This is a genomic window from Streptococcus mitis, from assembly GCF_047459985.1.
In the GTDB taxonomy this organism is placed as follows: domain Bacteria; phylum Bacillota; class Bacilli; order Lactobacillales; family Streptococcaceae; genus Streptococcus; species Streptococcus mitis_DZ.
Map to the genome: position 1 here is coordinate 1 of NZ_JASHHD010000009.1, position 25462 is coordinate 25462.

27 protein-coding genes are annotated in these 25462 nt (G+C 41.6%); 8 read left to right on the forward strand and 19 right to left on the reverse strand.

Annotated features, from left to right (window positions below; genetic code table 11):
- From QM959_RS06140 to QM959_RS06155, 4 genes are all read left to right on the forward strand, one after another.
- A partial coding sequence (locus QM959_RS06140) for a transposase (protein ID WP_414372093.1) occupies positions 1-374 on the forward strand: 374 nt, incomplete at its 5' end.
- Between the two features lie 143 nt (positions 375-517).
- Entirely contained in the window at positions 518-1861 is a 1344-nt protein-coding gene (gene murT / locus QM959_RS06145) for a lipid II isoglutaminyl synthase subunit MurT (RefSeq protein WP_414372095.1), read from the forward strand.
- Positions 1861-2643, forward strand: coding sequence for a lipid II isoglutaminyl synthase subunit GatD (gene gatD, locus QM959_RS06150; RefSeq protein WP_414372096.1), 783 nt, complete (start codon positions 1861-1863; stop codon positions 2641-2643). Before murT ends, gatD begins: the two co-directional genes overlap by 1 nt.
- A gap of 115 nt (positions 2644-2758) precedes the next feature.
- Positions 2759-3841 (forward strand): M24 family metallopeptidase, encoded by a 1083-nt coding sequence (locus QM959_RS06155; RefSeq protein ID WP_414372098.1) that lies wholly within the window; start codon positions 2759-2761, stop codon positions 3839-3841.
- A 257-nt stretch (positions 3842-4098) separates the two neighbouring features.
- Here the strand turns inward: QM959_RS06155 and QM959_RS06160 are convergent, their stop codons facing one another.
- The 8 genes from QM959_RS06160 to QM959_RS06195 all read right to left on the reverse strand — a co-directional run bounded on the left by QM959_RS06160 (position 4099) and on the right by QM959_RS06195 (position 9809).
- Positions 4099-4560, reverse strand: coding sequence for an ECF transporter S component (locus tag QM959_RS06160; RefSeq protein ID WP_414372100.1), 462 nt, complete (start codon positions 4558-4560; stop codon positions 4099-4101).
- Positions 4538-5311, reverse strand: a complete 774-nt coding sequence (locus tag QM959_RS06165; RefSeq protein WP_414372102.1) for a bifunctional hydroxymethylpyrimidine kinase/phosphomethylpyrimidine kinase — start codon at positions 5309-5311, stop codon at positions 4538-4540. The genes QM959_RS06160 and QM959_RS06165 overlap by 23 nt, the downstream gene beginning before the upstream one ends.
- On the reverse strand, positions 5301-6050 hold the full coding sequence (gene truA / locus QM959_RS06170) for a tRNA pseudouridine(38-40) synthase TruA (RefSeq protein ID WP_414372104.1): 750 nt from the start codon (positions 6048-6050) through the stop codon (positions 5301-5303). The genes QM959_RS06165 and truA overlap by 11 nt, the downstream gene beginning before the upstream one ends.
- 99 nt (positions 6051-6149) lie before the next feature.
- Entirely contained in the window at positions 6150-7301 is a 1152-nt protein-coding gene (locus QM959_RS06175; protein WP_414372106.1) for an MFS transporter, read from the reverse strand.
- A 239-nt stretch (positions 7302-7540) separates the two neighbouring features.
- Complete coding sequence (locus tag QM959_RS06180; RefSeq protein WP_414372107.1) at positions 7541-8170, reverse strand: Pr6Pr family membrane protein; 630 nt, start codon at positions 8168-8170, stop codon at positions 7541-7543.
- Between the two features lie 2 nt (positions 8171-8172).
- On the reverse strand, positions 8173-8511 hold the full coding sequence (locus tag QM959_RS06185; RefSeq protein ID WP_414372109.1) for a zinc ribbon domain-containing protein YjdM: 339 nt from the start codon (positions 8509-8511) through the stop codon (positions 8173-8175).
- Positions 8512-8640: 129 nt separating this feature from the next.
- Positions 8641-9312: a (d)CMP kinase gene (gene cmk / locus QM959_RS06190; protein WP_414372111.1), complete on the reverse strand. Its 672-nt coding sequence runs from the start codon at positions 9310-9312 to the stop codon at positions 8641-8643.
- A gap of 8 nt (positions 9313-9320) precedes the next feature.
- Positions 9321-9809, reverse strand: coding sequence for an SAG1386/EF1546 family surface-associated protein (locus tag QM959_RS06195; RefSeq protein WP_414372114.1), 489 nt, complete (start codon positions 9807-9809; stop codon positions 9321-9323).
- Between the two features lie 45 nt (positions 9810-9854).
- Between QM959_RS06195 and QM959_RS06200 the strand changes: the two genes are divergently transcribed.
- Positions 9855-10052: a ferredoxin gene (locus tag QM959_RS06200; RefSeq protein ID WP_414372117.1), complete on the forward strand. Its 198-nt coding sequence runs from the start codon at positions 9855-9857 to the stop codon at positions 10050-10052.
- Positions 10053-10109: 57 nt separating this feature from the next.
- Here QM959_RS06200 and QM959_RS06205 read toward each other — a convergent pair whose 3' ends face one another.
- From QM959_RS06205 to QM959_RS06230, 6 genes are all read right to left on the reverse strand, one after another.
- Positions 10110-11075, reverse strand: coding sequence for a glycosyltransferase family 2 protein (locus QM959_RS06205; RefSeq protein WP_414372118.1), 966 nt, complete (start codon positions 11073-11075; stop codon positions 10110-10112).
- A 1-nt stretch (position 11076) separates the two neighbouring features.
- Entirely contained in the window at positions 11077-12096 is a 1020-nt protein-coding gene (gene galE, locus QM959_RS06210) for a UDP-glucose 4-epimerase GalE (protein WP_414372120.1), read from the reverse strand.
- Positions 12097-12199: 103 nt separating this feature from the next.
- The gene (locus tag QM959_RS06215; RefSeq protein WP_414372122.1) at positions 12200-13303 is read right to left on the reverse strand and encodes an NAD(P)/FAD-dependent oxidoreductase; all 1104 of its coding nucleotides are present in this window, start codon (positions 13301-13303) and stop codon (positions 12200-12202) included.
- A gap of 122 nt (positions 13304-13425) precedes the next feature.
- Positions 13426-14223 carry a Nif3-like dinuclear metal center hexameric protein gene (locus QM959_RS06220; RefSeq protein ID WP_414372123.1) on the reverse strand — a complete coding sequence of 266 codons (798 nt, stop codon included), beginning with the start codon at positions 14221-14223 and terminating at the stop codon, positions 13426-13428.
- On the reverse strand, positions 14210-14887 hold the full coding sequence (locus tag QM959_RS06225; RefSeq protein ID WP_414372125.1) for a tRNA (adenine(22)-N(1))-methyltransferase: 678 nt from the start codon (positions 14885-14887) through the stop codon (positions 14210-14212). The genes QM959_RS06220 and QM959_RS06225 overlap by 14 nt, the downstream gene beginning before the upstream one ends.
- 99 nt (positions 14888-14986) lie before the next feature.
- Complete coding sequence (locus QM959_RS06230; RefSeq protein ID WP_414372192.1) at positions 14987-17323, reverse strand: cation-translocating P-type ATPase; 2337 nt, start codon at positions 17321-17323, stop codon at positions 14987-14989.
- Positions 17324-17455: 132 nt separating this feature from the next.
- Between QM959_RS06230 and QM959_RS06235 the strand changes: the two genes are divergently transcribed.
- Entirely contained in the window at positions 17456-18205 is a 750-nt protein-coding gene (locus tag QM959_RS06235) for a lysophospholipid acyltransferase family protein (protein ID WP_414372126.1), read from the forward strand.
- A gap of 42 nt (positions 18206-18247) precedes the next feature.
- Here QM959_RS06235 and QM959_RS06240 read toward each other — a convergent pair whose 3' ends face one another.
- The 5 genes from QM959_RS06240 to rpsO all read right to left on the reverse strand — a co-directional run bounded on the left by QM959_RS06240 (position 18248) and on the right by rpsO (position 22458).
- Positions 18248-18940 (reverse strand): alpha/beta hydrolase, encoded by a 693-nt coding sequence (locus QM959_RS06240; RefSeq protein ID WP_414372128.1) that lies wholly within the window; start codon positions 18938-18940, stop codon positions 18248-18250.
- A complete protein-coding gene (locus QM959_RS06245; protein WP_414372130.1) occupies positions 18921-19931 on the reverse strand; it encodes an ABC transporter substrate-binding protein in 1011 nt (336 codons plus the stop codon). The genes QM959_RS06240 and QM959_RS06245 overlap by 20 nt, the downstream gene beginning before the upstream one ends.
- A gap of 22 nt (positions 19932-19953) precedes the next feature.
- The gene (locus tag QM959_RS06250; RefSeq protein ID WP_414372132.1) at positions 19954-20709 is read right to left on the reverse strand and encodes an ABC transporter ATP-binding protein; all 756 of its coding nucleotides are present in this window, start codon (positions 20707-20709) and stop codon (positions 19954-19956) included.
- 1 nt (position 20710) lies between these two features.
- Positions 20711-21757, reverse strand: coding sequence for a FecCD family ABC transporter permease (locus QM959_RS06255; RefSeq protein WP_414372134.1), 1047 nt, complete (start codon positions 21755-21757; stop codon positions 20711-20713).
- Between the two features lie 431 nt (positions 21758-22188).
- Complete coding sequence (gene rpsO / locus QM959_RS06260) at positions 22189-22458, reverse strand: 30S ribosomal protein S15 (protein WP_001018251.1); 270 nt, start codon at positions 22456-22458, stop codon at positions 22189-22191.
- A gap of 205 nt (positions 22459-22663) precedes the next feature.
- On the opposite strand from rpsO, the gene QM959_RS06265 reads away from it, so the two are divergent.
- Together QM959_RS06265 and thrS are read left to right on the forward strand one after the other, a co-directional pair.
- A complete protein-coding gene (locus QM959_RS06265; protein ID WP_247934645.1) occupies positions 22664-23038 on the forward strand; it encodes a hypothetical protein in 375 nt (124 codons plus the stop codon).
- A gap of 318 nt (positions 23039-23356) precedes the next feature.
- A complete protein-coding gene (gene thrS / locus QM959_RS06270; protein WP_414372136.1) occupies positions 23357-25300 on the forward strand; it encodes a threonine--tRNA ligase in 1944 nt (647 codons plus the stop codon).
- Positions 25301-25462 lie beyond the last annotated feature (162 nt).

Sequence of the window (25462 nt, forward strand, 5' to 3'; positions counted from 1 at the left end):
ACCGTGAGTATAAGAGTAATCCCAAAGTATGTGTTGCCTGTCCTTTATTATCCGTTTGTACCCAAAGCAAGAATTTTCAAAAAGTAGTAACGAGACATGTCTGGAAAGATGACCTTGAATTTTGTGAGGAAATCCGTCACCAAAAAGAAATGAAGGAACTCTATAAGAAGCGCAAAGAAACAATTGAACGACTCTTTGGGACGGCTAAGGAGTACCATAATTTGAGATACACTAGAGAGAAAGGAAAGTCCAAAATGGAGGATAAGGTTGGGCTTACTTTAGCGTGTTTAAATATTAAAAAATTAGTTAAATGGATAGCGAATATCCCTTTTTATTTTGTTCTAAATCCGGTTTTTGGTTGGAATATCAGATGATAAGACAAAATATTTTTGAAAAGCAAAAAAGACAAACGCCAAAAATGACGTTTGTCTACATTCTGAACAACCCTCCTAGGGTTGTTTTTTCTTATCCAAAATCTCAATTCTATCTTTTCCGTCTTTTATGATATAATAGAAACATGAAATTTAAAAATACTTTGGGCCTTCTGGCTGGGCGTTCTTCTCATTTTATTTTGAGCCGTCTTGGCCGTGGAAGTACGCTGCCTGGAAAACTTGCCCTTCAATTTGATAAAGATATTTTACAACATTTAGCGAAGAACTACGAGATCGTTGTGGTAACTGGTACCAATGGAAAAACCTTGACGACCGCTCTCACTGTCGGTATCCTAAAGGAAATTTATGGTCAAGTGTTAACCAATCCAAGTGGTGCCAACATGATCACAGGGATTACGACTACTTTCTTGACTGCAAAATCTTCTAAAACAGGCAAGAACATCGCTGTCCTTGAAATCGATGAAGCTAGTCTCTCTCGTATCTGTGACTACATCCAGCCAAGTCTCTTCGTCATCACCAATATCTTCCGCGACCAAATGGATCGCTTCGGTGAAATTTATACGACCTATAACATGATTTTGGACGCTATTCGAAAAGTTCCTACTGCCACTGTTCTGCTGAACGGTGATAGTCCGCTTTTCTACAAGCCTGCAATTTCAAATCCTGTTCAGTATTTTGGTTTTGATCTAGAAAAAGGTCCAGCACAACTGGCCCACTACAATACTGAAGGTATTCTCTGCCCTGAATGTCAAAGTATTCTGAAATATGAACTCAATACTTATGCTAACTTGGGAGCTTATATCTGTGAAAATTGTGGATGTAAACGTCCTGACTTGGACTACCGTCTGACAGAATTGGTTGAGTTGACTAACAATCGTTCTCGTTTTGTTATTGACGGTCAGGAATATGGTATTCAAATAGGTGGTCTCTACAACATCTACAACGCTCTGGCTGCAGTTGCTATCGCCCGTTACCTAGGTGCTGATTCTCAACTGATTAAACAAGGATTTGACAAGAGTCGTGCAGTATTCGGTCGCCAAGAAACCTTCCAGATTGGTGACAAAGAATGTACCCTTGTCCTCATCAAGAATCCTGTTGGTGCTACCCAGGCCATCGAAATGATCAAACTAGCTCCTTACCCATTTAGTCTATCTGTCCTCCTCAATGCTAACTATGCGGACGGAATAGATACAAGCTGGATCTGGGATGCAGATTTTGAACAAATTACTGATATGGACATTCCTGAAATCAATGCGGGTGGAGTTCGTCATTCTGAAATTGCTCGTCGTCTACGTGTTACTGGCTATCCAGCTGACAAGATCACTGAAACAAGTAGCCTAGAGCAAGTCCTCAAGACTATCGAGAACCAAGACTGCAAGCATGCTTATATCCTTGCGACTTATACGGCTATGCTGGAATTCCGAGAACTGCTAGCCAATCGTCAGATTGTTAGAAAGGAGATGAACTAATGGTTTATACTTCACTTTCCTCAAAAGACGGCAACTATTCTTATCAACTAAATATCGCCCACCTCTATGGTAATCTCATGAATACCTACGGAGATAATGGGAACATCCTCATGCTCAAGTATGTAGCTGAAAAACTTGGTGCCCATGTAACAGTTGACATCGTTTCACTCCATGATGATTTCGATGAAAATCACTATGATATCGCCTTTTTTGGTGGTGGTCAAGACTTTGAACAGAGCATCATTGCTAGTGATTTACCTGCTAAAAAAGAAAGCATCGATAACTTTATCCAAAATGATGGTGTTGTCCTTGCTATCTGTGGTGGCTTCCAACTATTAGGCCAATACTATATCGAAGCTTCTGGAAGACGTATCGAAGGTTTAGGTGTTATGGGACACTATACACTCAACCAAACCAATAACCGTTTTATCGGTGACATTAAAATTCATAATGAAGAATTCGATGAAACCTACTATGGATTTGAAAATCATCAAGGCCGTACCTTCCTCTCAGATGACCAAAAACCACTAGGTCAGGTTGTTTACGGTAATGGAAACAACGAAGAAAAGGTCGGTGAAGGTGTTCACTATAAAAATGTTTTCGGTTCTTATTTCCACGGGCCTATCTTATCTCGTAATGCCAACCTAGCCTATCGATTGGTCACTACTGCTCTTAAGAAAAAATATGGTCAGGACATCGATCTTCCAGCTTATGAGGATATCCTTAGCCAAGAAGTTGCTGAAGAATACAGCGATGTTAAAAGCAAGGCAGACTTCAATTAATATTTAGTTTCCAACATGCTATTAGCTGTTGGAATTTTTTTAGTTTCTTTTCCCCTTCTCCCTTGCATTTTCTCCTAAATTTTGCAAAAATAGAGGGGTAGAAAGAAGGTAGCATATGTCTAAATTACAACAAATCCTAACATATCTTGAATCAGAAAAGCTAGACGTCGCTGTCGTATCTGACCCCGTCACAATCAATTACCTCACTGGCTTTTACAGTGATCCACACGAACGTCAAATGTTCCTTTTTGTCCTTGCAGATCAGGAACCGCTTCTCTTCGTTCCAGCACTTGAGGTTGAACGTGCGACTAGCACTGTCTCTTTCCCAGTTGTTGGTTATGTAGACTCTGAAAACCCTTGGAAAAAAATCCAAAACGCCTTGCCAGAGTTTGATTTCAAACGTGTAGCAGTTGAGTTTGACAATCTCATCTTGACTAAATATCATGGCTTGAAAACAGTCTTTGAAACAGCTGAGTTTGAGAACTTAACTCCATTAATCCAACGCATGCGCTTGATTAAATCAGCTGACGAAGTGCAAAAAATGATGGTTGCAGGTCTCTATGCGGACAAGGCTGTTAAGGTTGGTTTTGACAATATTTCTCTTGATAAGACTGAGACAGATATTATCGCTCAAATTGACTTTGCCATGAAACGTGAAGGCTATGAAATGAGCTTTGATACCATGGTCTTAACTGGTGATAATGCTGCAAATCCACACGGTATCCCTGGAGCGAATAAAGTTGAAAAAGATGCCCTGCTCCTCTTTGACCTGGGGGTTCTAGTCAACGGCTATGCGTCAGATATGACGCGTACAGTCGCTGTCGGAAAACCAGACCAATTCAAGAAAGATATCTACAACTTGACTCTTGAAGCCCAACAAGCTGCTCTTGACTTTATCAAGCCAGGTGTGACTGCCCATGAAGTGGACCGCGCTGCCCGTGAAGTCATCGAAAAAGCTGGTTACGGCGAGTACTTCAACCACCGTCTCGGTCACGGTATCGGTATGGATGTCCACGAATTCCCATCTATCATGGAAGGAAACGACATGGTCATCGAAGAAGGCATGTGCTTCTCTGTTGAACCAGGTATCTATATCCCTGGTAAAGTCGGTGTCCGTATCGAAGACTGCGGTGTTGTTACTAAGGATGGATTTGACCTCTTTACAAGTACCAGCAAAGATTTGCTTTATTTTGATTAATATTATTTAATACTCAATGAAAATCAAAGAGCAAACTAGGAAGCTAGCCGTAGGTTGCTCAAAGCATTGCTTTGAGGTTGTAGATAAAACTGACGAAGTCAGTTACATAGATCTACGACAAGGCGAAGCTGACGTGGTTTGAATTTGATTTTCGAAGAGTATAAAAATCTTCCCACAATAAAACGCATACTATCAAGGTTTTTCAACACCTGATAGTATGCGTTTTTCATATTTAAAAGACTTTTGGCTCACCCTCTTTACTTAATCTTCTTGATACTTTGACTAAGAATAAATCCTACAATCATTCCTACCATATTTTGCATAAAATTTGGTAAGATTTCTGGTAGGGCTGCAGCCCAGCCATTCATCAAAGTAGAACCCAAGGCGTAGCCCCCTACCATGGCAATCGTTGCTAAGACAAGACCTAGCCACTGAGTTTTTCCTTTAAATCCTGCGAAAAATCCCTGCAAGCCATGGTTGAGCAAGCTAAAGAACATCCACTGAGGGTAGCCTGATAAGAGGTCAATCAAGAAACCTGCTAGTCCTCCGACTACAGCCCCTTCACGACTACCAAAGTAGAAGGCCGCAAAGAAGACACCCGCATCTAAAAGAGTTAGAATACCTGTCGGTGTTGGGATTTTTAAGAAATAACCTAGAACCACAGAAAGGGCGGTTAATAGGGATACAAAGGCGATTTTAGTTGTTTTGGTTTGCTTCATATTGTCTTACTCCATACTGATCTGCTTGTGCAATAGCACGATAAACGAAAGCCTTAGAGCTTTCTACTGCTGGTAAAAGTTCATTACCTTTAACCAAGTGACTGGCAATGCTAGAGGCAAAGGTACAACCTGCACCAGCATTTTGCCCTTGGATAACGGGATTTTCTAGGACTATAAAGGTTTGTCCATCATAAAAGACATCCACAGCCTTGTCCTGACTAAGGCGATTGCCTCCCTTGATAATGACTGCTGGTGCTCCTAAGGCATGTAATTTCTGCGCTGCAGCCTTCATGTCTTCCAAGGTTTTAATTTCCTGACCAGCTAATAATTCTGCTTCTGGGAGATTAGGCGTAATCACACTGACATGAGGGAAAAAGCGAATCAGCTCTTGGCAGAGTTCACTTACAGCTACATCGTGCGTTTCCTTGCAGACCAGGACAGGATCCAGCACCACAGGCACTCCTGGACGTTGTTTGATAAAGTCCAAGGCCTTCTCAGCTACACTGACAGTAGGGAGAAGACCAATCTTAATTCCCCCAAACTCCACATCACGCAAGCTATCTAATTCATGTTGAAAAATGATATCGTCAGTTGGAAAGACCTCAAATCCTTTTTCTGTCAAGGCTGTCAAACAAGTCACTGCTACAAAGCCATGCAAGCCATTCAAGGTATAGGTAGCCAAATCAGCGGACAATCCACCACCACTAAAAATATCATTTCCAGAAAGTGCTAAAATACGATTATTCTTCATAACGAATCTCCTTTAAATACAAACCATTTGGTGCTGCCGTCGGACCTGCAAGTTGCCTGTCCTTCTTCTCCAAAATCAAGTCAATCTGCTCTACTGGCATGCGGTTGTTTCCAATTTTGAGCAGTGTACCCACCATATTGCGAATCTGCTTATACAAGAAGCCATTTCCTGAAAAGGTAAAGGTCAAAAACTGGCCTGTCTCATCGACTGTTAAACTAGCTTCTGTGATGGTGCGAACCTTATCGTCTACACTAGTCCCAGAGGCTGTAAATCCGGTAAAATCATGTGTTCCCTCTAGCTTTTTGATTGCAATCTGCATCCGTTCCACATCAAGCAGATAAGGAAAGTGAGTAGCATAATGACGGCGCATAGGATTTTTGGGACGCCCCCTATCCACAATAAACTCATAGGTCTTGCTATGCTTGGCATAACGGCAATGAAAATCATCCGCCACAAGCTCAATCGAAATCACATCAATATCTTCAGGTGATTGAGTGTCCAAAGCAAAACGAAGCTTCTCCTCATCCATTTGATAAGGCAGGTCAAAATGAATGACCTGTCCTAGAGCATGAACCCCACTATCTGTCCTACCAGCACCGTGAACAGTAATGGCTTGCCCTTTATTCAATCTAGTCAAGGTTTTTTCAATTTCCTCCTGAACGCTACGCGCATGAGGCTGGCGCTGAAAACCAGCAAAGGCATAACCATCATAGGAAATAGTTGCTTTATATCTCGTCATAACTTCTATTTTATCAAGAAAATAGCCTCGTAACAAGGTATAAAATTTACAACTGTATGGGTACAGAATTTACAAAAAGAAAAACTTAGGAAACCAATCCTAAGCTCTCTTTTGAAGTAGGTACATGACAAAGATAGAGGTTACAATCAACCAACATCCTAAGATGGTAAAGACTAGCATCCCGTTTTGAGTAACCATGCCAATTGCACTTAGAACGAATGGAGTCGTAAAGGCTCCGAAACTACAGCCTAAAACCGCAAATGAGGTTGCTTGATTGAGGAGTTTAGCTGGAATTCGTTCAGAAACAAGTTGAAAGACCGTCGTCAAGGCTACACTGTAGGCAAATCCAGCAAGAATGCTTCCTGCTACTACCACCCACAAGGATGGAGACAGGGCGATCACGATTTGCCCTAAGCCGAAGGTAATACCAGACCAGAGGAGCAGTTTCTCTTTAAAGATAGAAATCAAAAAAGAAAAACTCACACCAGCCACAATCCCGATCAACTGCATGACACTAAGAACAAAACTAGATAACTGGGCATCTCCAAGTCCTCTTTCCACCATCAAGCTTGGAATACGAATAGTAATAGCCGTATTGGTACAAACTACAACTGCCGCTTCAATGGCTAGGATAAAAATCAAGCCTTTCATTTCCCGAGTTAAGCGACTTGCTTCCTTCTCTTTTTTCTTGATTTCTTTCTTTTCTTTTCTATAAGGAACAAAGAGCAGATATAGGGTCAGCACCAAAAATCCAGCACTATAGGCTAGGAAGGTAGCTGTCCAACCAAAGGCCAACAACTGACCGACTGCCAAGGTAATGAGAGAAGCTCCGACAACCTCTGCAGAACCGCGTAACCCTAGCATCTGAATTCTCGTTTTTCCTTGATAACGTTCACTGATAATCGAAATAGCCTTAGCATTGATCATCCCAACTCCCAAACCAAAAAGAATCCGTGTCCCAAAGACAAAGGGATAGGCTTGATACCAGAAAGGAGCCGTTCCACTCAGTGATAAAATCAACAAGCCCAAACTAATCTGTAAGCGCTCAGGAAATATTTTTTCTAAGAAGCCATTTAGTAGCAACATAATCATGATTCCAAAGGATGGCAAGCTCGCCAAGAGCTCAATTTGTTCCTTAGGATATCCTTGATAATAGTCAAACATGGCTGGTAGAGCACTCGAGATGGAAAAGGATGTAATCAAAACGAGGGAGAGAGCCAAAATACTGGCCCGTTCTAAAAATTGTTTCATGAAATCTCTTTCTATATTTCTCTTAATCTTCTACTTTTTGGATAGTCATCAAATAAGCAAGAAAAGAAGAAGTCTCATTGGTATATAGACTCCTTCTTAAACTAGAAAATGAATCCCTTGTGTCTTATACTCAATGAAAATCAAAGAGCAAACTAGAAAACTAGCCGCAGGTTGCTCAAAACACTGTTTTGAGGTTGCAGATGGACGTTGACGTGGTTTGAAGAGATTTTCGAAGAGTATTAGGATGATTTTCTCTTGATTTGCTTAATAAAGTAGAAGATAAATCCTGCCACCATATAGGCAACAAAGATAATCAGACACCACTTAAACACAATATTCCAACCCTTGTTCACATTCAAAAAGAAATAAGGGAAAGGATTATCCTTGGCATTTGGAATATTGAGTTTTAAAACCAAACCATTGAAAAGAGCAAAAATCATATACAGCAAGGGTAAAATCGTCCAGACAACTGGATCCCAAATCTTGTATTGACCCTGTTTATCAAAAAAGAGGGTATCTGCTAAAAACCAGAGGGGAACGATATAGTGGCAAAGGAAATTTTCTAGAGTATAAAAATTAGTCGCAATGGGCGCTAAGAGGAAATGGTAAATCACACAGGTAATCATGATACTCATGGTGACCCCACCTTTTAAGCGCAAGAGACTTGGCCTTTGCCAATTTTCACCTAAACGGCTCATAGCCTTTAGGAGATAGAGCGTAAAAATCGCTACTAAAAGATTTGACAGAACCGTGTAATAGAGAAGCATCCCAAATCCACCATGCTTGGCAATTTCAAGATAAACTCCCGTAAAAGCCGCTAGAAACAAGAAGATACGGCTATAAAATATAAGTTTGTAGTTCTTTGACATGCTTAAATTTTCTTCACAAACTCTGATTTAAGTTTCATGGCACCAAAGCCATCGATTTTACAGTCAATATTGTGGTCGCCTTCTACGATGCGGATATTTTTCACGCGCGTCCCTTGTTTCAAATCTTTTAGCGCACCTTTTACTTTCAAGTCCTTGATGAGAGTTACTGTATCACCGTCAGCCAATTTATTTCCGTTGGCATCGATAGCAACAACTCCCTCTTCTACATCTGCAACTTCAGCAGGATTCCACTCATGAGCACACTCTGGGCAAACCAGTAGGGCACCGTCTTCGTAGACATACTCTGAGTTACATTTTGGGCAATTTGGTAGGTTGTTCATGGTTTCTCCTTATCATCATTCACTATTCTTTGAAAATCAAAATTTCTCGAACAGCAACTATTATACCTTAAAATCAGCATTTTGACAAATTTAGAAAAAACCGATATCAATCTATCGGCTTTTCTACATTTACATTCTTTTTTCAGCTTCTGCTTTGATTTTTTCAACTACTTCTTGAATGCTCAAACCAGTTGTATCAAGGTAGACAGCATCCTCTGCTTGTTTGAGAGGCGAAGTCTCACGATGGCTATCCTTGTAGTCACGCGCAGCAATTTCCTCTTTTAGGGTTTCAAGGTCTGTTTCAATTCCCTTGGCGATATTTTCTTTGTAACGGCGTTCTGCTCGTTCATCAACAGAAGCTACTAGGAAAATTTTCAATTCTGCTTGTGGCAATACAACAGTTCCAATATCGCGACCATCCATGACAATCCCGCCTTGCTGGGCAATCTCTTGTTGGAGAGAAACTAGTTTCTCACGCACTTCAGGAATTGCCGCAATGGCTGAAACATGATTGGTCACTTCATTTTCACGAATGGGATGGGTAATATCCACATCTCCTACAAAGACAAGCTGTTCTCCAGTTTCTGAGCGCCCAAAACTGATTGGATGCTGGTCCAATAAGGTTAGAAGTGCTTCAACTTCTTCCACTCCTAACTGGTTCTTGAGAGCCATATAGGTCGCCGCACGATACATAGCACCTGTATCTAGGTAGGTGTATCCAAAATCCTTGGCAATGATCTTTGCGACCGTACTCTTACCACTTGAAGCAGGGCCGTCAATAGCAATTTGAATTGTTTTCATATCAACTCCTATTTTATTTTGACAACATCACCTGGATTAGCAAACCAAGACCCTGTAGCCATATGACTAGGATTTAAGGCTTCTAACTGAGCAATCGAAATCCCAGCGCGAGCTGCAATGGCTGCTTCTCCTTCTCCAGCTAAGACTTTTGTCGTTCCTTCTGGATCAGTTGAATGTTCTGAGCTACTAGATGACTCTTCTACCTTCTCCTCTGAACTAGAAGATGCCTGCTCTAAACTACTAGAAGTAGAAGAAACTTGCTCTACTTTTGTGTCTGAATCATGAAAATCTTTCAAAGCTGCTGTGCGATTACTCCCACCCGATGACAGATAGATAAGAACAATAATCATCACCACCACAATTACAAAGAAAATACTTGCTAAAATAGTCAAGATACGGTTAGCTAGCACTCCTCCACCTTGTTCTCTCTTACGACGGCCTGATCTTGTTTCTTCTTGATTTTCATAAATATCTTCTTGCCACGGTTCTTTTGCCATACCTTACTCCTTGTTTTTTTTTACTTTTCTTATTACAATATAAATATGAAAATCACACTTATACCTGAACGATGCATTGCCTGTGGGCTTTGCCAAACTTATTCTGATTTATTTGATTACCACGATAATGGAATCGTGCGTTTTTACGATGAACCTGATCAACTAGAAAAAGAAATTTCTCCTAGTCAGGACGTCCTAGAAGCTGTTAGAAACTGTCCGACACGTGCCTTGATTAAAGATTAACTCTAATATCGACAAGAACGTTCCACTCCTTCTAGTTTAGCACATTTCCATGTAAAATTATAGTCTTTTCACTTTATTTTTTTCTATAAAATCAGGAAGGTCACTTTTTTCTTTGATAAGATAAAGTGGTCTTTTTTTGGTCTCTAGATAAATCTTACTGATATACTTGCCAAGAATACCAATGGTCAAGAGTTGAATTCCCCCAAGAAAGAGAATGACAGCCATCAGAGAGGTCCAACCTGATGTCGGATTACCTAAAATGAGGGTTCGAACCACAACAAAAAAGGTCATAAGCAGAGAAATAAAACAAGATAGGAGGCCAGCCACAAAGGCTATAATCAAGGGAAAATCTGAAAAATTGACAATCCCTTCAATGGAGTAGAAAAAGAGTTGACTAAAACTCCAACTGGTCTTGCCAGCCTGCCTTTCGACATTAGGATAGTCCAGATAGTGGGTTTTAAAGCCGACCCAGGCAAAGAGTCCCTTCGAAAAACGATTGGACTCGGTCAAGCTTAAAATGGCATCTACTACAGACCTTCTCATCATGCGAAAATCACGGACACCTGATGGCAGGGCTACTGGACTAATCTTTTTCATGAAGCCATAAAAGAGATTAGCACAGAAACTGCGAAAGAAAGGTTCCCCCTCTCGACTAGTTCTCCGTGTTCCTACACAGTCCAAGTCTGCATTCTGGTCTAGTAAAGCTTTCATCTCAAGCAACATACTAGGAGGATCTTGGAGGTCTGCATCCATCACCACCACTAAATCTCCTGTCGCATATTGCAAGCCTGCATAGAGGGCTGCTTCTTTGCCAAAATTTCGCGAGAAAGAAATATAATGCACTGCTGGATTTTGCTCCCGATAGGACTTTAAGAGTTCCAAGGTCCCATCACTTGATCCATCATCGACAAAGACATACTCGATTTCTGTTTCCAAATCTGGAAGTAAAGCTTCCAAAGCCTGATAAAAAAGAGGAAGTACTTCCTCTTCATTTAAACAGGGGACAATGATTGACATCACCATCTTAGTCTTCAAACCCATTTGGATGCTTGCTTTGCCAACGCCATGCGTCTTCACACATTTGAGTGATGCCGAGTTCCGCTTCCCAGTCGAGTTCTGCTTTGGCTTTTGCAGGATCTGAATAGCAGGCCGCGATATCACCTGGGCGACGGTCTACGATGCGGTAAGGAATTGGGCGTCCCACTGCTTTTTCCATGTTTTGGATAATTTCAAGAACAGAATAACCTTTACCTGTCCCAAGGTTATAAACGTTTAGACCCGAATCTTTTTGGATTTTTTTCAGTGCTGCAACGTGACCTTTAGCCAAGTCAACAACGTGGATATAATCACGAACACCAGTTCCATCTTCCGTATCGTAATCGTCTCCGAATACTTGCACTTGCTCTAGTTTACCAACGGCTACTTGAGTCACATATGGCAAGAGGTTGTTTGGAATACCGTTTGGATTTTCTCCTAAGTCACCACTCTCATGGGCTCCGATTGGGTTGAAATAACGAAGCAAGACCACATTCCATTCTGAGTCTGCCTTGTAGATATCTGTCAAAATTTCCTCAAGCATAAGCTTAGTGCGACCATATGGATTGGTCACTGAAAGTGGGAAATCTTCCAAGATTGGCACTGTATGAGGATCTCCGTAAACTGTCGCAGAAGAACTGAAAATAATGTTTTTACAGTTGTTTTCTTCCATGGCTTTCAAAAGGCTAACAGTTCCAGCGATATTGTTATCATAGTAGGCAAGAGGAATACGAGTAGATTCACCGACAGCCTTCAATCCAGCAAAGTGAATGACCCCTGTTGGTTCTTCTTGTTTGAAAATGTCACGAAGAGTATCTGTATCGCGGATATCTGCCTCATAGAAAGGCACTTCAACTCCTGTAATTCTCTCAACAACTTCTAAACTTTTTCTGTTACTATTAACAAGGTTATCCACCACAACAACCTGATGGCCTGCTTGAATTAACTCAATAACAGTGTGGGTACCGATAAATCCTGCTCCACCCGTTACCAAAATCTTTTCTTGCATCTTCTTTCCTCGATTCTCGGATTATTTTTTCTTATTTTACCATTTTTGATAGGGAATGTCATTTGCCATCATAGAGGGGGAGGCTAAAAATTCAGTAAAATGCTTATTCGCTTTTTACTCGTTTGACATAGTTTTCAATTGAGTAGTTCAAAGGGTCCAAGGTCAACTCCTTGCCTTGAATCAGTTGAGCTAGATGGTAACCAATGATAGGACCTATTGTGAGGCCTGATGAACCTAGCCCACTAGCCGCATAGACACCTGCCAATTCTGGCACCTGCCCAAAGAAAGGTGAGAAATCACTGGTGTAGGCACGGATTCCCACACGCTCACCAGCTCTAGTAGCTTCTGCTAAACTAGGATAGTGGGGTAAGGCTGCTTCCTCCATTTGTCGGAGCAAGGTTTCATCTACTGTCAAATCAAATCCCATACCATTTTCATGAGTAGCGCCTAAGGATAATTTCCCACCTGCAAAAGGAATCAAATCCCACTCTCCTTCTGGCATAACAACAGGGTAAGCTTCCATGTCTTTACCAAGCTGATAATCTCTAAGTTGTCCTTTTTGAGGACGAACATCCACTTCATAACCTAAGGGTTCTAATATGTTCCCCAACCATGCTCCCGTCGCCAAAACAACCTGATCAAACACCTCTTCGCCAATCTGGTAGCCTGATGCTAAAGGTGTCAGAGTCACTTTTTCTTTGACCAGCTTGATGTGACTGGTTTCCAGCAAACGAGTCACTAAGAGTTGTCCATCCACTCTCGCTCCACCAGAAGCATAAAGCAGGCAGTCAAATCCCTGCAAGCCAGGGAATAATTCATTTACTGATGCTTGATCCAGAATAGCTAATTGCCCTATCAAGGGAGACTCTTCTCTGCGCTGAAGGGCCAGTTGATAGAGTTCTTCGAGTTTTTTTTCATCCTTTTTCAGGAGAAAGACTCCCGAACGCTGGTAAAAGTCGATTTCTTGCCCTGACTTCTCTAAATCAGCTAATAAATCCACATAAAAGTCAGCCCCCAAGCGCGCCATCTTGTACCAAGCTTTATTGCGGCGTTTTGAAAACCAAGGACTGATAATTCCTGCTGCAGCCTTGGTAGCCTGCCCTTGTCCATGGTCAAAGACGGTCACCTCTAGGTCACTTTCTTTCGAGAGGTAGTAGGCAGCTGTCGCCCCCACAATCCCTGCTCCAATAATGGCAACTTTTTTCATTGTTTTCACTTTCTAATACTCAATAAAAATCAAAGAGCAAACTAGGAAGCTAGCCGCAGGCTGTACTTGAGTACGGCAAGGGGAAGCTGACGTGGTTTGAATTTGATTTTCGAAGAGTATAACTAGATATGGTGGAAAGGATTGGTTGATGCTTGACTAGCTACAATATCAATAGTCCAACTTTTTTCCTCTTTCCATTGAGTAAGAAGTTCTGCAATTTTTTCTACAAAAAGCACTTCGATATAGTGGCCTGGGTCCAATGCCAACAAGCCATTAGACAACATATCCTGAGCTGTGTGGTAATAAATATCGCCAGTAATATAGACATCTGCCCCCTTTGCTAAAGCATCCTTATAGAATGACTGCCCACTTCCACCACAGATGGCCACTCTTGAAATAGGCTTCTGCAAATCAGTCTCTTGATAATGCACCATTCGAAGACTATCTAGACCAAAGACTTGCTTGACAAGCTGGGCCAAGTCCCCAAATGTCTGAGGCTGAATATTCCCAATACGTCCAATTCCTCGTTCTGGACCTGTTTCCTGCAGATAAGTTGTATTCTCAATACCTAACATCTGGCAGAACCAGTCATTAAGGCCATTTTCAACGATATCAATGTTAGTATGACTGACGTAAACTGCAATATCGTGCTTAATCAAATCGATATAAATCTGATTTTGAGGTCGATCGGCTACCAAGTCCTTGATGGGACGGAAAATTGGCGCGTGCTTGACGATAATCAAGTCCACATCCTTTTCAATGGCTTCAGCCACCGTCTCTTCACGAATATCGAGAGCCACCATGACCCTTTGGATATCCTTGTCTAAAGTGCCAATTTGCAGGCCTCGACTGTCTCCCTCCATAGAAAATTCCTGAGGACAAAAGGCTTCATATGCGCTAATTACTTCACTTGCTAGCATGGAGAACCTCCTTGATGGCTTGAATTTTATCTACAAGAACTTGACGTTCCTCCAGATTTTTTTCAGGGATTTGTCCTAGGGCGAACTCTAACTTCTCAGCTTCTTTTTGCCATTTTTGTACAAATACTGGACTGACTTCTTTGGACAAGAAAGGTCCAAAGCGGACATCACTGGCTGATAACTTCATTTGTCCAGCTTCCACCACTAGAATTTCATAAAATTTACCAGCTTCTTCTAGGATACATTCTGCTACAATCTGAAAATCATGATCTTGCAACCAGAGACGCAAATCATCTTCACGATTATTGGGCTGGAGGATTAAACGCTCAACATTGGCTAGTTTATCCAATCCCTCTTCTAATATTGAAGCTATCAAACGACCTCCCATTCCTGCAATAGTGATTACAGAGACCTGGTCACTTTCTTCGAAAGCTGATAAGCCATTGGCGAGTCTGACTTGTATTTTTTCTACCAAGTCATGTTCTTTGACATTTTTGATTGCAGATTGGTAGGGACCTTCTACGACCTCACCTGCAATGGCACGCTCGATGTGACCTTTTTCAACTAATTCAATCGGTAGATAAGCATGGTCACTTCCCACATCCAGCAAAACGGCTCCTTGAGGCACAAAGGAAGCTACCGTTTCTAATCTCTTTGAAATCATTTTTTCTCACTTTCCGAATTACTATTAGTTCTATTATACCATATTTCAACCTTCAATCTTACACCAAAAAAGACTGCAACCATCGATTGCAGCCTTTCTTTATTTTCTCATTTGATAACGACTTGTCAGGATGAAAATCACAATAAAGATGAACATCATGACGCTATAGACTGGTAGTGTTTGTGCTGTAAGTGTTGAAATTTCAAGCAATTTTTGGATTCTTGGGAATAGAGCTGTTCCAAGGAAACCTACAACTGACCAAATAAGCAATAGCACACGCCACAAGCTAAATGGCATGCAGGCTCTAAATACAGATAAGAAACCAATTGACCCCAAGAGATAATAGAGTAGAGTTGAAATTTCTAACTCAGACCAACCTTGGCTACTTCCAAATATTTTCACAAAAAGAACGCTGAACACAACCATGAGAGCACTTGGTAGAGCACGAAGCATGGATCTTCTGAGGAAGTTTGGCTCGACAGGCTTGATATTTCGCTCAAAAGTCAGAACGAATGGTGGGAACCCTTCCACGAACTGGTCAATCATGGTAATCTGGATTGGAATGAAAGGGAAAATCAAGATCCATTCAGACCGTCCCAGAAGAGCGCTGGCAATACAAATCACCGCGAGCAAGAAGGAATAAATCGTCTTAATCAAGAAAATCGGTGCAATGTGGGCAATGTTATTGACCACACGACGACCTTCAAAGAGAATCTCAGGAACATCATTAAAGTCTGAGTTCAAGAGAACCAAATTGGCAATCTGCCGTGTTGCCGGGTCTCCCTCAGCCATCACGATGGAACAATCTGCCTCACGGAGAGCTAGAATATCATTGACACCATCTCCTGTCATAGCAGTGGTGTGGCCTGCTTTTTTCAGAGTTTGGATAATCAGTTTCTTTTGATGCGGTGAAACACGTCCGAAAATGGCTGTTTCCTCAGCCATGGCTATCAATTCTTCATCAGTAATCTTCGAACAATCTACATAGCTGTGATAGTCTGCAAAACCTGCTTTTTGAGCGATACTTGAAACGGTGACTGGATTATCACCAGAGATAATTTTCAATCCCACTTCCTGAGAACGAAGATAGTCCAGCGTCTCTGCTGCTCCCTCTCGAATCGGATCCAAGATTTCCAGCAAGGCTAGAGCCTGAATATCAGAAGGTTTCTGGGGCTTGTGATGGTCTAGTTTTTCCTGACTGAGGGCTAAGACCAAGACACGTGACCCTCTCTCCAAGGCCTCTCTGGCTTCTGGGACTTCAGAGTCCAGCAACATCTCAGGTGCCCCTAAGAAAACTGTCCCCAGACCCTCTAACTCCATAGCACCCCACTTGCGGTCACTTGAGAAAGGAAGATTGGAAATCATAGGATAAGTAACTTCCCCCACAAAACGCTTTCGAATAGCTTGGGCTGTTGGATTTTTATCTTCACTATGAGCCATATAACTGGCCAAGATGCTAGCCAGCGCTAGCTCTCCATACTCTTCGGTCAAAGGAAGAACGGCCTCCACCTGCATCTTTCCTTGGGTGATGGTGCCCGTCTTGTCCAAACAGAGCATATCCACGCGCGCCAAGGTCTCAACAGAGTACATCTCCTGAACCAAGACCTTTTTCAAGCCCAGCTTAATCACCGCAGTCAACAAAGAAGTAATAGTCAAAAGGGCAATTCCCTTGGGCAACATTCCTAAAAGAGCTGTCGATGAATTTACAACGGATGACTTGAGAGGCAAGCCTTTTAAAAGCAAGGCTTCTAGCAAGAGAGCCAGACCAAAAGGAATGATAATCTTCCCAGTAAAACCTGCTAGTTTGTCCAGCGATTTCATGATACGCGAGTTGATTGGCTTCACTGTCTTGGCTTCAAGCATGAGCTTAGCTGCGTAGTTGTCCGCCCCCACATGCTTGACCTTGGCAAAGACAGAACCACTGACAAGGAAGCTACCTGACAGCATTAAGTCTTCTACTTCCTTTTGCACCAAGTCACTCTCACCCGTTAACATGGCTTCGTTGACTTCAGCAAAACCTTCTAATACAATGGCATCACTGGGAATCTGCTCTCCTGCAGACAAACGAATGACATCTCCTAGCACCAATTCTTCCGGATTCAGAGCCACTTCTTGACCATCACGAATGGTTTTAACCTTTTCCTTGGTCATAAGATTGAGCTTGTCCACCATGTGTTTGGCCCGTAGCTCGGTCACAATTCCAGAAAAAGCGTTAAAGCAGATAACAGCAAAGAAGACCAGATTGCTCCAAGCCTGCACAAAGGCTAGTGCCAAAGCAATGGCAAAGTTCAAAGTATTAAAAAGGGTAAAGACATTTCGTTTGATGATTTGCCAAGTGCTAGTACTAGCCGAAGCAGTAAAATCATTGACCAAGCCCTTAGCCTGTCTTTCCTTGACTTCTCTTTGGGTTAATCCCATAATCTTATTTTTATCCATAAATTCTATCATATCATTTTTTCTAAAAGAATTCTAATCTCATCCTAAATATGCACCTAGCCAATGGAAAAGTTTGCCAGCCATCCTTTGATAGGGTATAATAATAACAAGAAAAGAATCGAAGGAGATCGCATGTTTTATACTTATTTACGTGGATTGGTTGTATTGCTCCTATGGTCCATCAATGGCAATGCCCACTATCATAATACTGATAAAATTCCTAATCAAGATGAAAATTATATTCTAGTTGCGCCTCATCGCACTTGGTGGGATCCTGTTTATATGGCCTTTGCGACCAAGCCAAAACAATTTATCTTTATGGCCAAAAAAGAACTCTTTAGCAACCGTATCTTTGGTTGGTGGATTCGTATGTGTGGTGCCTTTCCTATCGACCGTGAAAATCCTAGCGCTTCTGCCATCAAATATCCTATCAACGTCCTCAAAAAAAGTAACCGCTCTCTCATCATGTTTCCAAGTGGGAGCCGTCACTCAAACGATGTCAAGGGGGGCGTAGCCTTGATTGCCAAGATGGCCAAGGTTCGTATCATGCCTGTTACCTATACAGGGCCTATGACCTTAAAAGGCTTGATTAACCGTGAACGTGTCGATATGAACTTTGGAAATCCAATCGATATCTCAGATATCAAGAAAATGAATGATGAAGGCATTGAAACAGTCGCCAATCGTATCCAAGTAGAATTTCAACGTCTGGACCAAGAAACGAAACAATGGCACAATGATAAAAAACCAAACCCACTCTGGTGGTTTATCCGCATCCCTGCCCTTATCCTTGCCATTATCCTCGCTATCCTAACCATCATCTTTAGCTTCATCGCAAGCTTTATCTGGAATCCAGATAAGAAGAGAGAGGCTCTTGGTTAAAAAATACAATTATCCCTTGGCTTTTACCAGGGGATAATTATTTTATTCGATTTCCCATTCTTGGGCCAACCAGTTGGAAAAGGCTAGAAATCGTTCAGCTACTTGCTCATGGTGTCCATAAGGATCAAAAACAAACTGACCATTCGGATAGCATTTCTGAAGACTGGTATGAATCTGCTCAGCATAGGCTGGTGCTTGGGCCAAGCTATTGGTATGATGGGCTCCTTCTGTTTGACCATTTTGTAAATACAGCAAACAGTCTAGATTTTCCACTTTCTTTTCCTTGCAGTAAGCCACAAAATCAGGATACCAAAAGGAACCGCAGATGGAGAAGACACAGGATACCTTGTCAAAGCTGAAAAGACTGTAAACTGCCACCAAACCACCTAGTGAGTAACCTCCGTAGGCAAGACGTGCTTCATCCAAACGATAAAGCGACTGCAACTTGTCTAAAAGACCCCCAAATAAAAGATCATGATAGGTATTTGCCTGACCACCAAAATCTGGAGCTCCATCTCTCAGAGCAGATGCCTGCCAAGGTGTAAAGTCATCTAGGCGATTTTCTGGGATCAAACCCACCAAAATTACAGATTGGGATAGGTCTGACAAATAGTCCAATTGCCCATCATTTAAAAGAATCATTGGGTAGGCTTGTTGAGGATCATAGTTTGAAGGAAGACTGATCCTCACTTGAATCCCTTCCCAGTTAAACTCCTTATTGCTTGATAAAGTCATTGATTTTCTCAAGGGAATCAATCACTGCAGGACCGTAATCCATCAACTCATCGTAAGAGATGGTCATGATTTTTTGATTTTTGATTGCTGGGACATTTTCCAAAACAGTATTTGCCTTCATCAAATCCACTGCTTTTTCATCTAACTTTTGATTACGGTCGCTCGTTACATAGATAATCAACTCTGGATCCATTGATACTAGATTTTCCAAGGTCAAACCAGAAGTTCCTGTTGCAACATTGGTATAACCAAGTTGGTTGAGCAAACTTTCTTGAAGGGCTGACTTGTAGGCACCAAAGGTTTCGTCATTGTAGGCCACCATAATCAGAGCTTTTTTCTTTTCACCCTGTGTTTCTGGGTTGGCTTTTTTAACCGCATCGATTTTAGCTTGTAATTGCTCGGCATATTGGTTAGCCTTGTCTTGGACATTGAAAATGGTACCAAGATTCTTCACATCTTCTACGATATTTCCTAAATCTTGTTGGATAGTTGAAAGTGAAGCTTTTTGCGTATAAACAGGGATTTTATTTTCATTCCAAGCACTAATGGTTCCCATTGACTTTTCAGAAAACATCATGTTGCGTCCCATCAAGGCATCTGGTTCATAAGAAAGAACTGTTTCTTGTGAGACAGATTTTTTATCGCCAATGTGAGGGATGGCTTCAATAGCATCCTTGTATTTACCAGTTACAGCATTATCAGGATTGAGCATGCCAGCAATTTTATCTTGCAAACCGAGTTCAAGTAGGATTTCAGTTGTTGAGAGGTTGTTGGTGATGACCTTTTCAGGTGCCTTTTCAAAGACTTGTTCGACTTCGTTTCCTTTGGCATCATAAGTTTTGATGGTTACAGGATAGCTGGTTTCCGTACTAGCTTTTGGACTGGCTTCTGTTGTAGCTGGTGCAGTTAATGTTTCTTTAGAAGTGTTGCCACAAGCTGCCAAAGTTAAGGTAGCTACTGTTAGGAGCAAAATACTAAGTGATTTTTTCATTTTTTACTTTCCTTTTTTATTTTTATAAATAGTGAATCATGGCTTGCTGATCTTCTGTCCAAGTGACCTTACTTTGAACGCCATAGACAGCCTGCAAAGACTCGGGTGTGATGGTCTCTTGCGGAGTCCCCTGATAAAGGATTTCCCCCTCTTTCATCAGATAGAGATAATCCGAATAGCGACAAGCTAGCTGAATATCATGCAAGACAGCTAGTACATTAATCTTGAGTTCCTTGACAATGGCCAGTAAGTCTAGCTGATACTTGATATCCAAATGATTGGTCGGTTCATCTAAGAGCAAGAGTGTCGGTTCTTGCGCCAAGGCGCGTGCTAACAAGACTCGCTGTTTCTCTCCCCCCGACAGGGACGAATAAAGACGAGTTTTCTTCTCGAGCATATCCACCTTAACGAGGGCATCTTGAACGAGCGTAAAATCCCTGTCCCTTTCCTTCTCTAAAAAAGACAGGTGGGGAGTTCTTCCCAGCAAGACAATTTCTTCAACTGTACAATCAAACTGCAATTGATTGAACTGGGTGACAACTGCCATTTGCTTGGCTGTTTCTTTGAGTGACCAATGCTCCAAAGGGTTTCCATCTAAGCTTATCAAGCCTTTATCCGCCTTTTCCTGACGATAAAGGAGTTTAAGTAGACTGGTTTTCCCGCTTCCATTTGGTCCTAGTATCGTGTGAAATTGATTCCCTTCAACCTTAAGAGAAACTCCTTTTAGGATTTTTTTCTCTCCTAGTCCAAAGTGGATATCCTGACAAATCAAATCCATATCAGCCCCTCACCTCCCTTCGCCTACCTCCAACCATGTAGATAAAGAAGGGGGCACCTACTAAGGCTGTGAAAATACCAATAGGAAGCTCTGCGTTTGGAATGATGATACGAGATAGTACATCTGCCCAGATGACAAAGAGGGCACCTAGCAAGGTTGCAATTGGAAAAAGCCTTCTATAATTTGTACCAACCAAACTTCGAGCCAAATGCGGTGTAATCAAACCGACAAAACCGATGATCCCACAGGTCGATACCAAGATAGCTGTCATCACAGCTACAATCGTCACATAGAGATACCAGTATAAACGCAAGGGAATTCCCAAAGTCAAGGCCGCCTCATCTCCCATCATCATGGCATTGAAAACACGGTATTGTGTAGAGAAAAATAAAAAGGCGATTCCCACGATTATAGTTGGCAACGTTAAGTGTCCCCAAGAGGTTCCCGCTAAAGAACCCATGGTCCAAAACTTGATGGTCATAACGCTATCAGCATTGGCCCCAATAGAGATAATAAAGTTTGAAAAAGCCAAAAATAGGGCATTCACTACAGTACCCGATAAGATTAAGCTAGAAGTTGTCATCCTACCCTGCATGGATGCGATGAGTAGAACTGCAACTGTTGCTAAAATCGCTCCGAGGAAAGATCCTAGACCAATCATAACTTTAAATCCAAGAATAATACTCAAAGTTGCTCCAAAGGTTGCCCCAGCTGAAATTCCTAATACATAGGGCTCTGCAATTGGATTGTTGACCGTTGACTGCATGACACTGCCACACATGGAAAGACCAGCACCAACTATCAAACCAAGAAAAACCCGTGGTAATCTCATATTCCAAACAATAGCAAGTGTAGACTTCGAAAGTTCTCCTATATCCAGAGGGGCCCCCATCTTACTCAAAATAATCCGATAAGTATCACTCAAGCTAATTTGAACTGAACCCATAGAAACAGCTAGAAACATAGAAATTCCCAATGCTCCTAGCAAAATAGCAAGGAGAAAAAAATATCTCAGGTTTTGATGGTTTCCATAAAATTTGGAAAGCATGAACCCCTCCTTTAACAAAAATTAAAAATTTAGACAATTTTAATAAATAGTATACCACATTTCTAAATCATGAGCAAGACTAGAAAAATGCACACAAAAAAGTCCTCTGAAGTCAGAGAGCTGATTTGAGCTCGGGCTAAAATCCTAGTGAAAAAGATGAAACTCCTTGTGTTCATCGAACACTGTGTCCTTTCCCTATTTTCATACGGATTTCTTACGCCCTTAGCATCATGATTCTTGCTGGATAAAGCGTTTATAGATTAGGCGGCAAGCCGAAGATTATACAAAAATGTTAGTGAAACAAAAAATCTCCCCGAAGGGAGATCATTCTGGTTTATTTTACCTTACAGTGCTAGGAACCGTAACCGAAGATTATACTTGAGTATATCGAGGTAAGGTGACAACGCAATGTAAGTGGAAAATAAAGCAGATTAGCGACGAAGTCCAAGAGAGTTGATTAACTCACGGTAACGGTTAACGTCGTTTTTACGCAAGTATGCAAGCAAGTTACGACGGCGACCGATTTTCTTCATCAATCCACGGTAAGTAGCGTGGTCTTTTTTGTGTTGTTTGATGTGTTCGTTAAGGTGGTTGATTTCCCAAGTAAGGACAGCAACTTGAACCTCTACTGAACCTGTATCACCTTCGTGACGTGCATATTGTGCAATGATTTCATTTTTTTTCTCTTTTGAGATTGCCATGATGTTTCTCCTTTTTATTTGGCTTCATCCGAGTGACAGGTTGGCATGCCTGTAACCAAGAAGAAGTTATTTGTCTTTACGACATTTCTTATTCTACCAATAACTAGGTTCTTTGTCAACTAATTTACTATCTATACCGCAAATGTGCTATAATAGTTATAGGAAGGATATCTAAGTAGACAGCTTGAAAAGTGAGGTGATTACCATGCGTAAATTCTCTCAATATCTCCCCTACTATCTGGTTATATTTTTCTTTTATTGGCCACTTTATGAACTGTTATTATGGACTATTACTGAAAACTATATCTTGAAGGAGCTCTTCATCAGCAACGTTATTATCTTTTCTCCACTGGCGACTTTCATAGTATCACTATTCTACTCTTATCGTTTCAAGTTCTCAGTTTGGTGGTTAATTGGAGTTGGATTGCTCTTTTGCTTTACAATCATTACTTTCGGAGAATTTATCCTTCTCTACTTCTTAGCCTATGAAATCTTTGCCCTCGCAGGCATGGCTTCTGGTCTTGGAATCAAGTATCTTCTACAAAAAAGAAAAAACAAAAAACTTTCACAAAAACCTTGAAAAATCTCGCAATCATGCTATAATAATGCATAGAGATAAGTCACTTAGGCCCTTTCTACCAGAGAGTGCGTGGTTGCTGAGAACGCATAGGAAGACTATACTGATACTACTCTACTGACTTTTATGAAAACATAAAACGGTGGCCACGTTAGAGCCAATCAGAGGTGTCCCTCTTTTTTGAGGAACATAAATGAAGGTGGAACCACGTTGCGACGTCCTTTCGAGGATGTCGCTTTTTGTTTTTCTTTATTTAATACTGCAAAATAGGGAAACACTTCTGCTTTAAAAATAATGGAGAACTAATATAAGGAGAAAACCATGATTAAGATTACTTTCCCAGATGGCGCTGTTCGTGAATTCGAATCTGGCGTTACAACTTTTGAAATTGCCCAATCTATCAGCAATTCCCTAGCTAAAAAAGCTCTTGCTGGTAAATTCAACGGCAAACTCATCGACACGACTCGTGCGATAACTGAAGATGGAAGCATCGAAATCGTGACACCTGATCACGAAGATGCTCTTGATATCTTGCGTCACTCAGCTGCTCACTTGTTTGCACAAGCAGCTCGTCGCCTTTTCCCAGACATTCACTTGGGTGTTGGCCCAGCTATCGAAGATGGCTTCTACTACGATACCGACAACCAAGCTGGTCAAATCTCTAACGAAGATCTTCCTCGTATCGAAGAAGAAATGCAAAAAATCGTTAAAGAAAACTTCCCATCTATTCGTGAAAAAGTGACAAAAGATGAAGCGCGTGAAATCTTCAAACACGATCCTTACAAATTAGAATTGATCGAAGAGCACTCAGAAGACGAGGGGGGCTTGACCATCTACCGTCAAGGTGAGTATGTAGACCTCTGCCGTGGACCTCACGTGCCAACAACTGGTCGCATTCAAATCTTCCACCTTCTTAACGTAGCTGGTGCTTACTGGCGTGGAAATAGCGACAACGCTATGATGCAACGGATCTATGGTACAGCTTGGTTCGACAAGAAAGACTTGAAAAACTACCTTCAAATGCGTGAAGAAGCCAAAGAACGTGACCACCGTAAACTTGGTAAAGAGCTTGACCTCTTCATGATTTCTCAAGAGGTTGGTCAAGGACTTCCATTCTGGTTGCCAAATGGTGCAACTATCCGTCGTGAATTGGAACGTTATATCGTCGACAAAGAGTTGGCTTCTGGCTACCAACACGTATACACTCCACCACTTGCTTCTGTAGAACTTTACAAGACTTCTGGTCACTGGGATCATTACCAAGAAGACATGTTCCCAACTATGGACATGGGTGACGGGGAAGAATTTGTCCTTCGTCCAATGAACTGTCCGCACCACATCCAAGTCTTCAAACACCATGTTCACTCTTACCGTGAGTTGCCAATCCGTATCGCTGAAATCGGTATGATGCACCGTTATGAAAAATCTGGTGCCCTCACTGGTCTTCAACGTGTGCGTGAAATGTCACTCAACGACGGTCACCTCTTTGTAACTCCAGAACAAATCCAAGAAGAATTCCAACGTGCCCTTCAGTTGATTATCGATGTTTATGAAGACTTCAACCTAAACGAGTACCGTTTCCGCCTCTCTCTTCGTGACCCTCAAGATACTCACAAGTACTTTGATAACGATGAAATGTGGGAAAATGCCCAAACCATGCTTCGTGCTGCCCTTGATGAGATGGGTGTTGACTACTTTGAAGCTGAAGGCGAAGCAGCCTTCTACGGACCAAAATTGGATATCCAGGTTAAGACTGCCCTTGGAAAAGAAGAAACCCTCTCTACGATTCAGCTTGACTTCTTGCTTCCAGAACGCTTCGACCTTAAATACATCGGAGCTGATGGTGAAGAACACCGTCCAGTGATGATCCACCGTGGGGTTATCTCAACCATGGAACGCTTCACAGCTATCTTGATTGAAAACTACAAAGGCGCCTTCCCAACATGGCTGGCACCACACCAAGTAACCCTCATCCCAGTTTCTAACGAAAAACACGTAGACTACGCTTGGGAAGTAGCTAAGAAACTTCGTGACCGTGGAGTCCGTGCAGATGTGGATGAACGCAATGAAAAAATGCAGTTCAAGATCCGTGCTTCACAAACTCAAAAGATTCCTTACCAATTGATTGTTGGTGACAAGGAAATGGAAGAGAAGGCTGTAAACGTTCGCCGTTATGGTCAAAAAGAAACTGAAACTATGCCAGTAGATGCATTTGTAGAATTGATTCTTGCTGATATTGCCAACAAATCACGAGTTGAAAAATAAACGATAAAATCTGAGATAAAAATCCCAGCTACCTAAAAAAGCAACAACTGAAAACGTTGTTGCTTCTTTATTTAGTCTGAGCTAGTAGTGATTGGTCAAACCACCACAAAAGTATCTTCATCAGCAAGCTTTTCTATCTACTAAGTTTGGGATATAGGATAT

Coding starts and splice junctions, on each gene's coding strand:
- gatD (WP_414372096.1), top strand. CDS start 1,861: ATGGTTTATACTTCACTTTCCTCAAAAGACGGCAACTATTCTTATCAA.
- QM959_RS06250 (WP_414372132.1), bottom strand. CDS start 20,709: ATGGATTTGATTTGTCAGGATATCCACTTTGGACTAGGAGAGAAAAAA.
- QM959_RS06180 (WP_414372107.1), bottom strand. CDS start 8,170: ATGTCAAAGAACTACAAACTTATATTTTATAGCCGTATCTTCTTGTTT.
- QM959_RS06225 (WP_414372125.1), bottom strand. CDS start 14,887: ATGATTTCAAAGAGATTAGAAACGGTAGCTTCCTTTGTGCCTCAAGGA.
- QM959_RS06240 (WP_414372128.1), bottom strand. CDS start 18,940: ATGACTTTATCAAGCAATAAGGAGTTTAACTGGGAAGGGATTCAAGTG.
- QM959_RS06230 (WP_414372192.1), bottom strand. CDS start 17,323: ATGGATAAAAATAAGATTATGGGATTAACCCAAAGAGAAGTCAAGGAA.
- thrS (WP_414372136.1), top strand. CDS start 23,357: ATGATTAAGATTACTTTCCCAGATGGCGCTGTTCGTGAATTCGAATCT.
- galE (WP_414372120.1), bottom strand. CDS start 12,096: ATGCAAGAAAAGATTTTGGTAACGGGTGGAGCAGGATTTATCGGTACC.
- QM959_RS06185 (WP_414372109.1), bottom strand. CDS start 8,511: ATGAACAACCTACCAAATTGCCCAAAATGTAACTCAGAGTATGTCTAC.
- QM959_RS06215 (WP_414372122.1), bottom strand. CDS start 13,303: ATGAAAAAAGTTGCCATTATTGGAGCAGGGATTGTGGGGGCGACAGCT.
- truA (WP_414372104.1), bottom strand. CDS start 6,050: ATGACGAGATATAAAGCAACTATTTCCTATGATGGTTATGCCTTTGCT.
- QM959_RS06155 (WP_414372098.1), top strand. CDS start 2,759: ATGTCTAAATTACAACAAATCCTAACATATCTTGAATCAGAAAAGCTA.
- murT (WP_414372095.1), top strand. CDS start 518: ATGAAATTTAAAAATACTTTGGGCCTTCTGGCTGGGCGTTCTTCTCAT.
- QM959_RS06245 (WP_414372130.1), bottom strand. CDS start 19,931: ATGAAAAAATCACTTAGTATTTTGCTCCTAACAGTAGCTACCTTAACT.
- QM959_RS06220 (WP_414372123.1), bottom strand. CDS start 14,223: ATGCTAGCAAGTGAAGTAATTAGCGCATATGAAGCCTTTTGTCCTCAG.
- QM959_RS06175 (WP_414372106.1), bottom strand. CDS start 7,301: ATGAAACAATTTTTAGAACGGGCCAGTATTTTGGCTCTCTCCCTCGTT.
- QM959_RS06200 (WP_414372117.1), top strand. CDS start 9,855: ATGAAAATCACACTTATACCTGAACGATGCATTGCCTGTGGGCTTTGC.
- QM959_RS06265 (WP_247934645.1), top strand. CDS start 22,664: ATGCGTAAATTCTCTCAATATCTCCCCTACTATCTGGTTATATTTTTC.
- QM959_RS06235 (WP_414372126.1), top strand. CDS start 17,456: ATGTTTTATACTTATTTACGTGGATTGGTTGTATTGCTCCTATGGTCC.
- QM959_RS06160 (WP_414372100.1), bottom strand. CDS start 4,560: ATGAAGCAAACCAAAACAACTAAAATCGCCTTTGTATCCCTATTAACC.
- QM959_RS06255 (WP_414372134.1), bottom strand. CDS start 21,757: ATGCTTTCCAAATTTTATGGAAACCATCAAAACCTGAGATATTTTTTT.
- QM959_RS06205 (WP_414372118.1), bottom strand. CDS start 11,075: ATGGTGATGTCAATCATTGTCCCCTGTTTAAATGAAGAGGAAGTACTT.
- QM959_RS06195 (WP_414372114.1), bottom strand. CDS start 9,809: ATGGCAAAAGAACCGTGGCAAGAAGATATTTATGAAAATCAAGAAGAA.
- rpsO (WP_001018251.1), bottom strand. CDS start 22,458: ATGGCAATCTCAAAAGAGAAAAAAAATGAAATCATTGCACAATATGCA.
- cmk (WP_414372111.1), bottom strand. CDS start 9,312: ATGAAAACAATTCAAATTGCTATTGACGGCCCTGCTTCAAGTGGTAAG.
- QM959_RS06165 (WP_414372102.1), bottom strand. CDS start 5,311: ATGAAGAATAATCGTATTTTAGCACTTTCTGGAAATGATATTTTTAGT.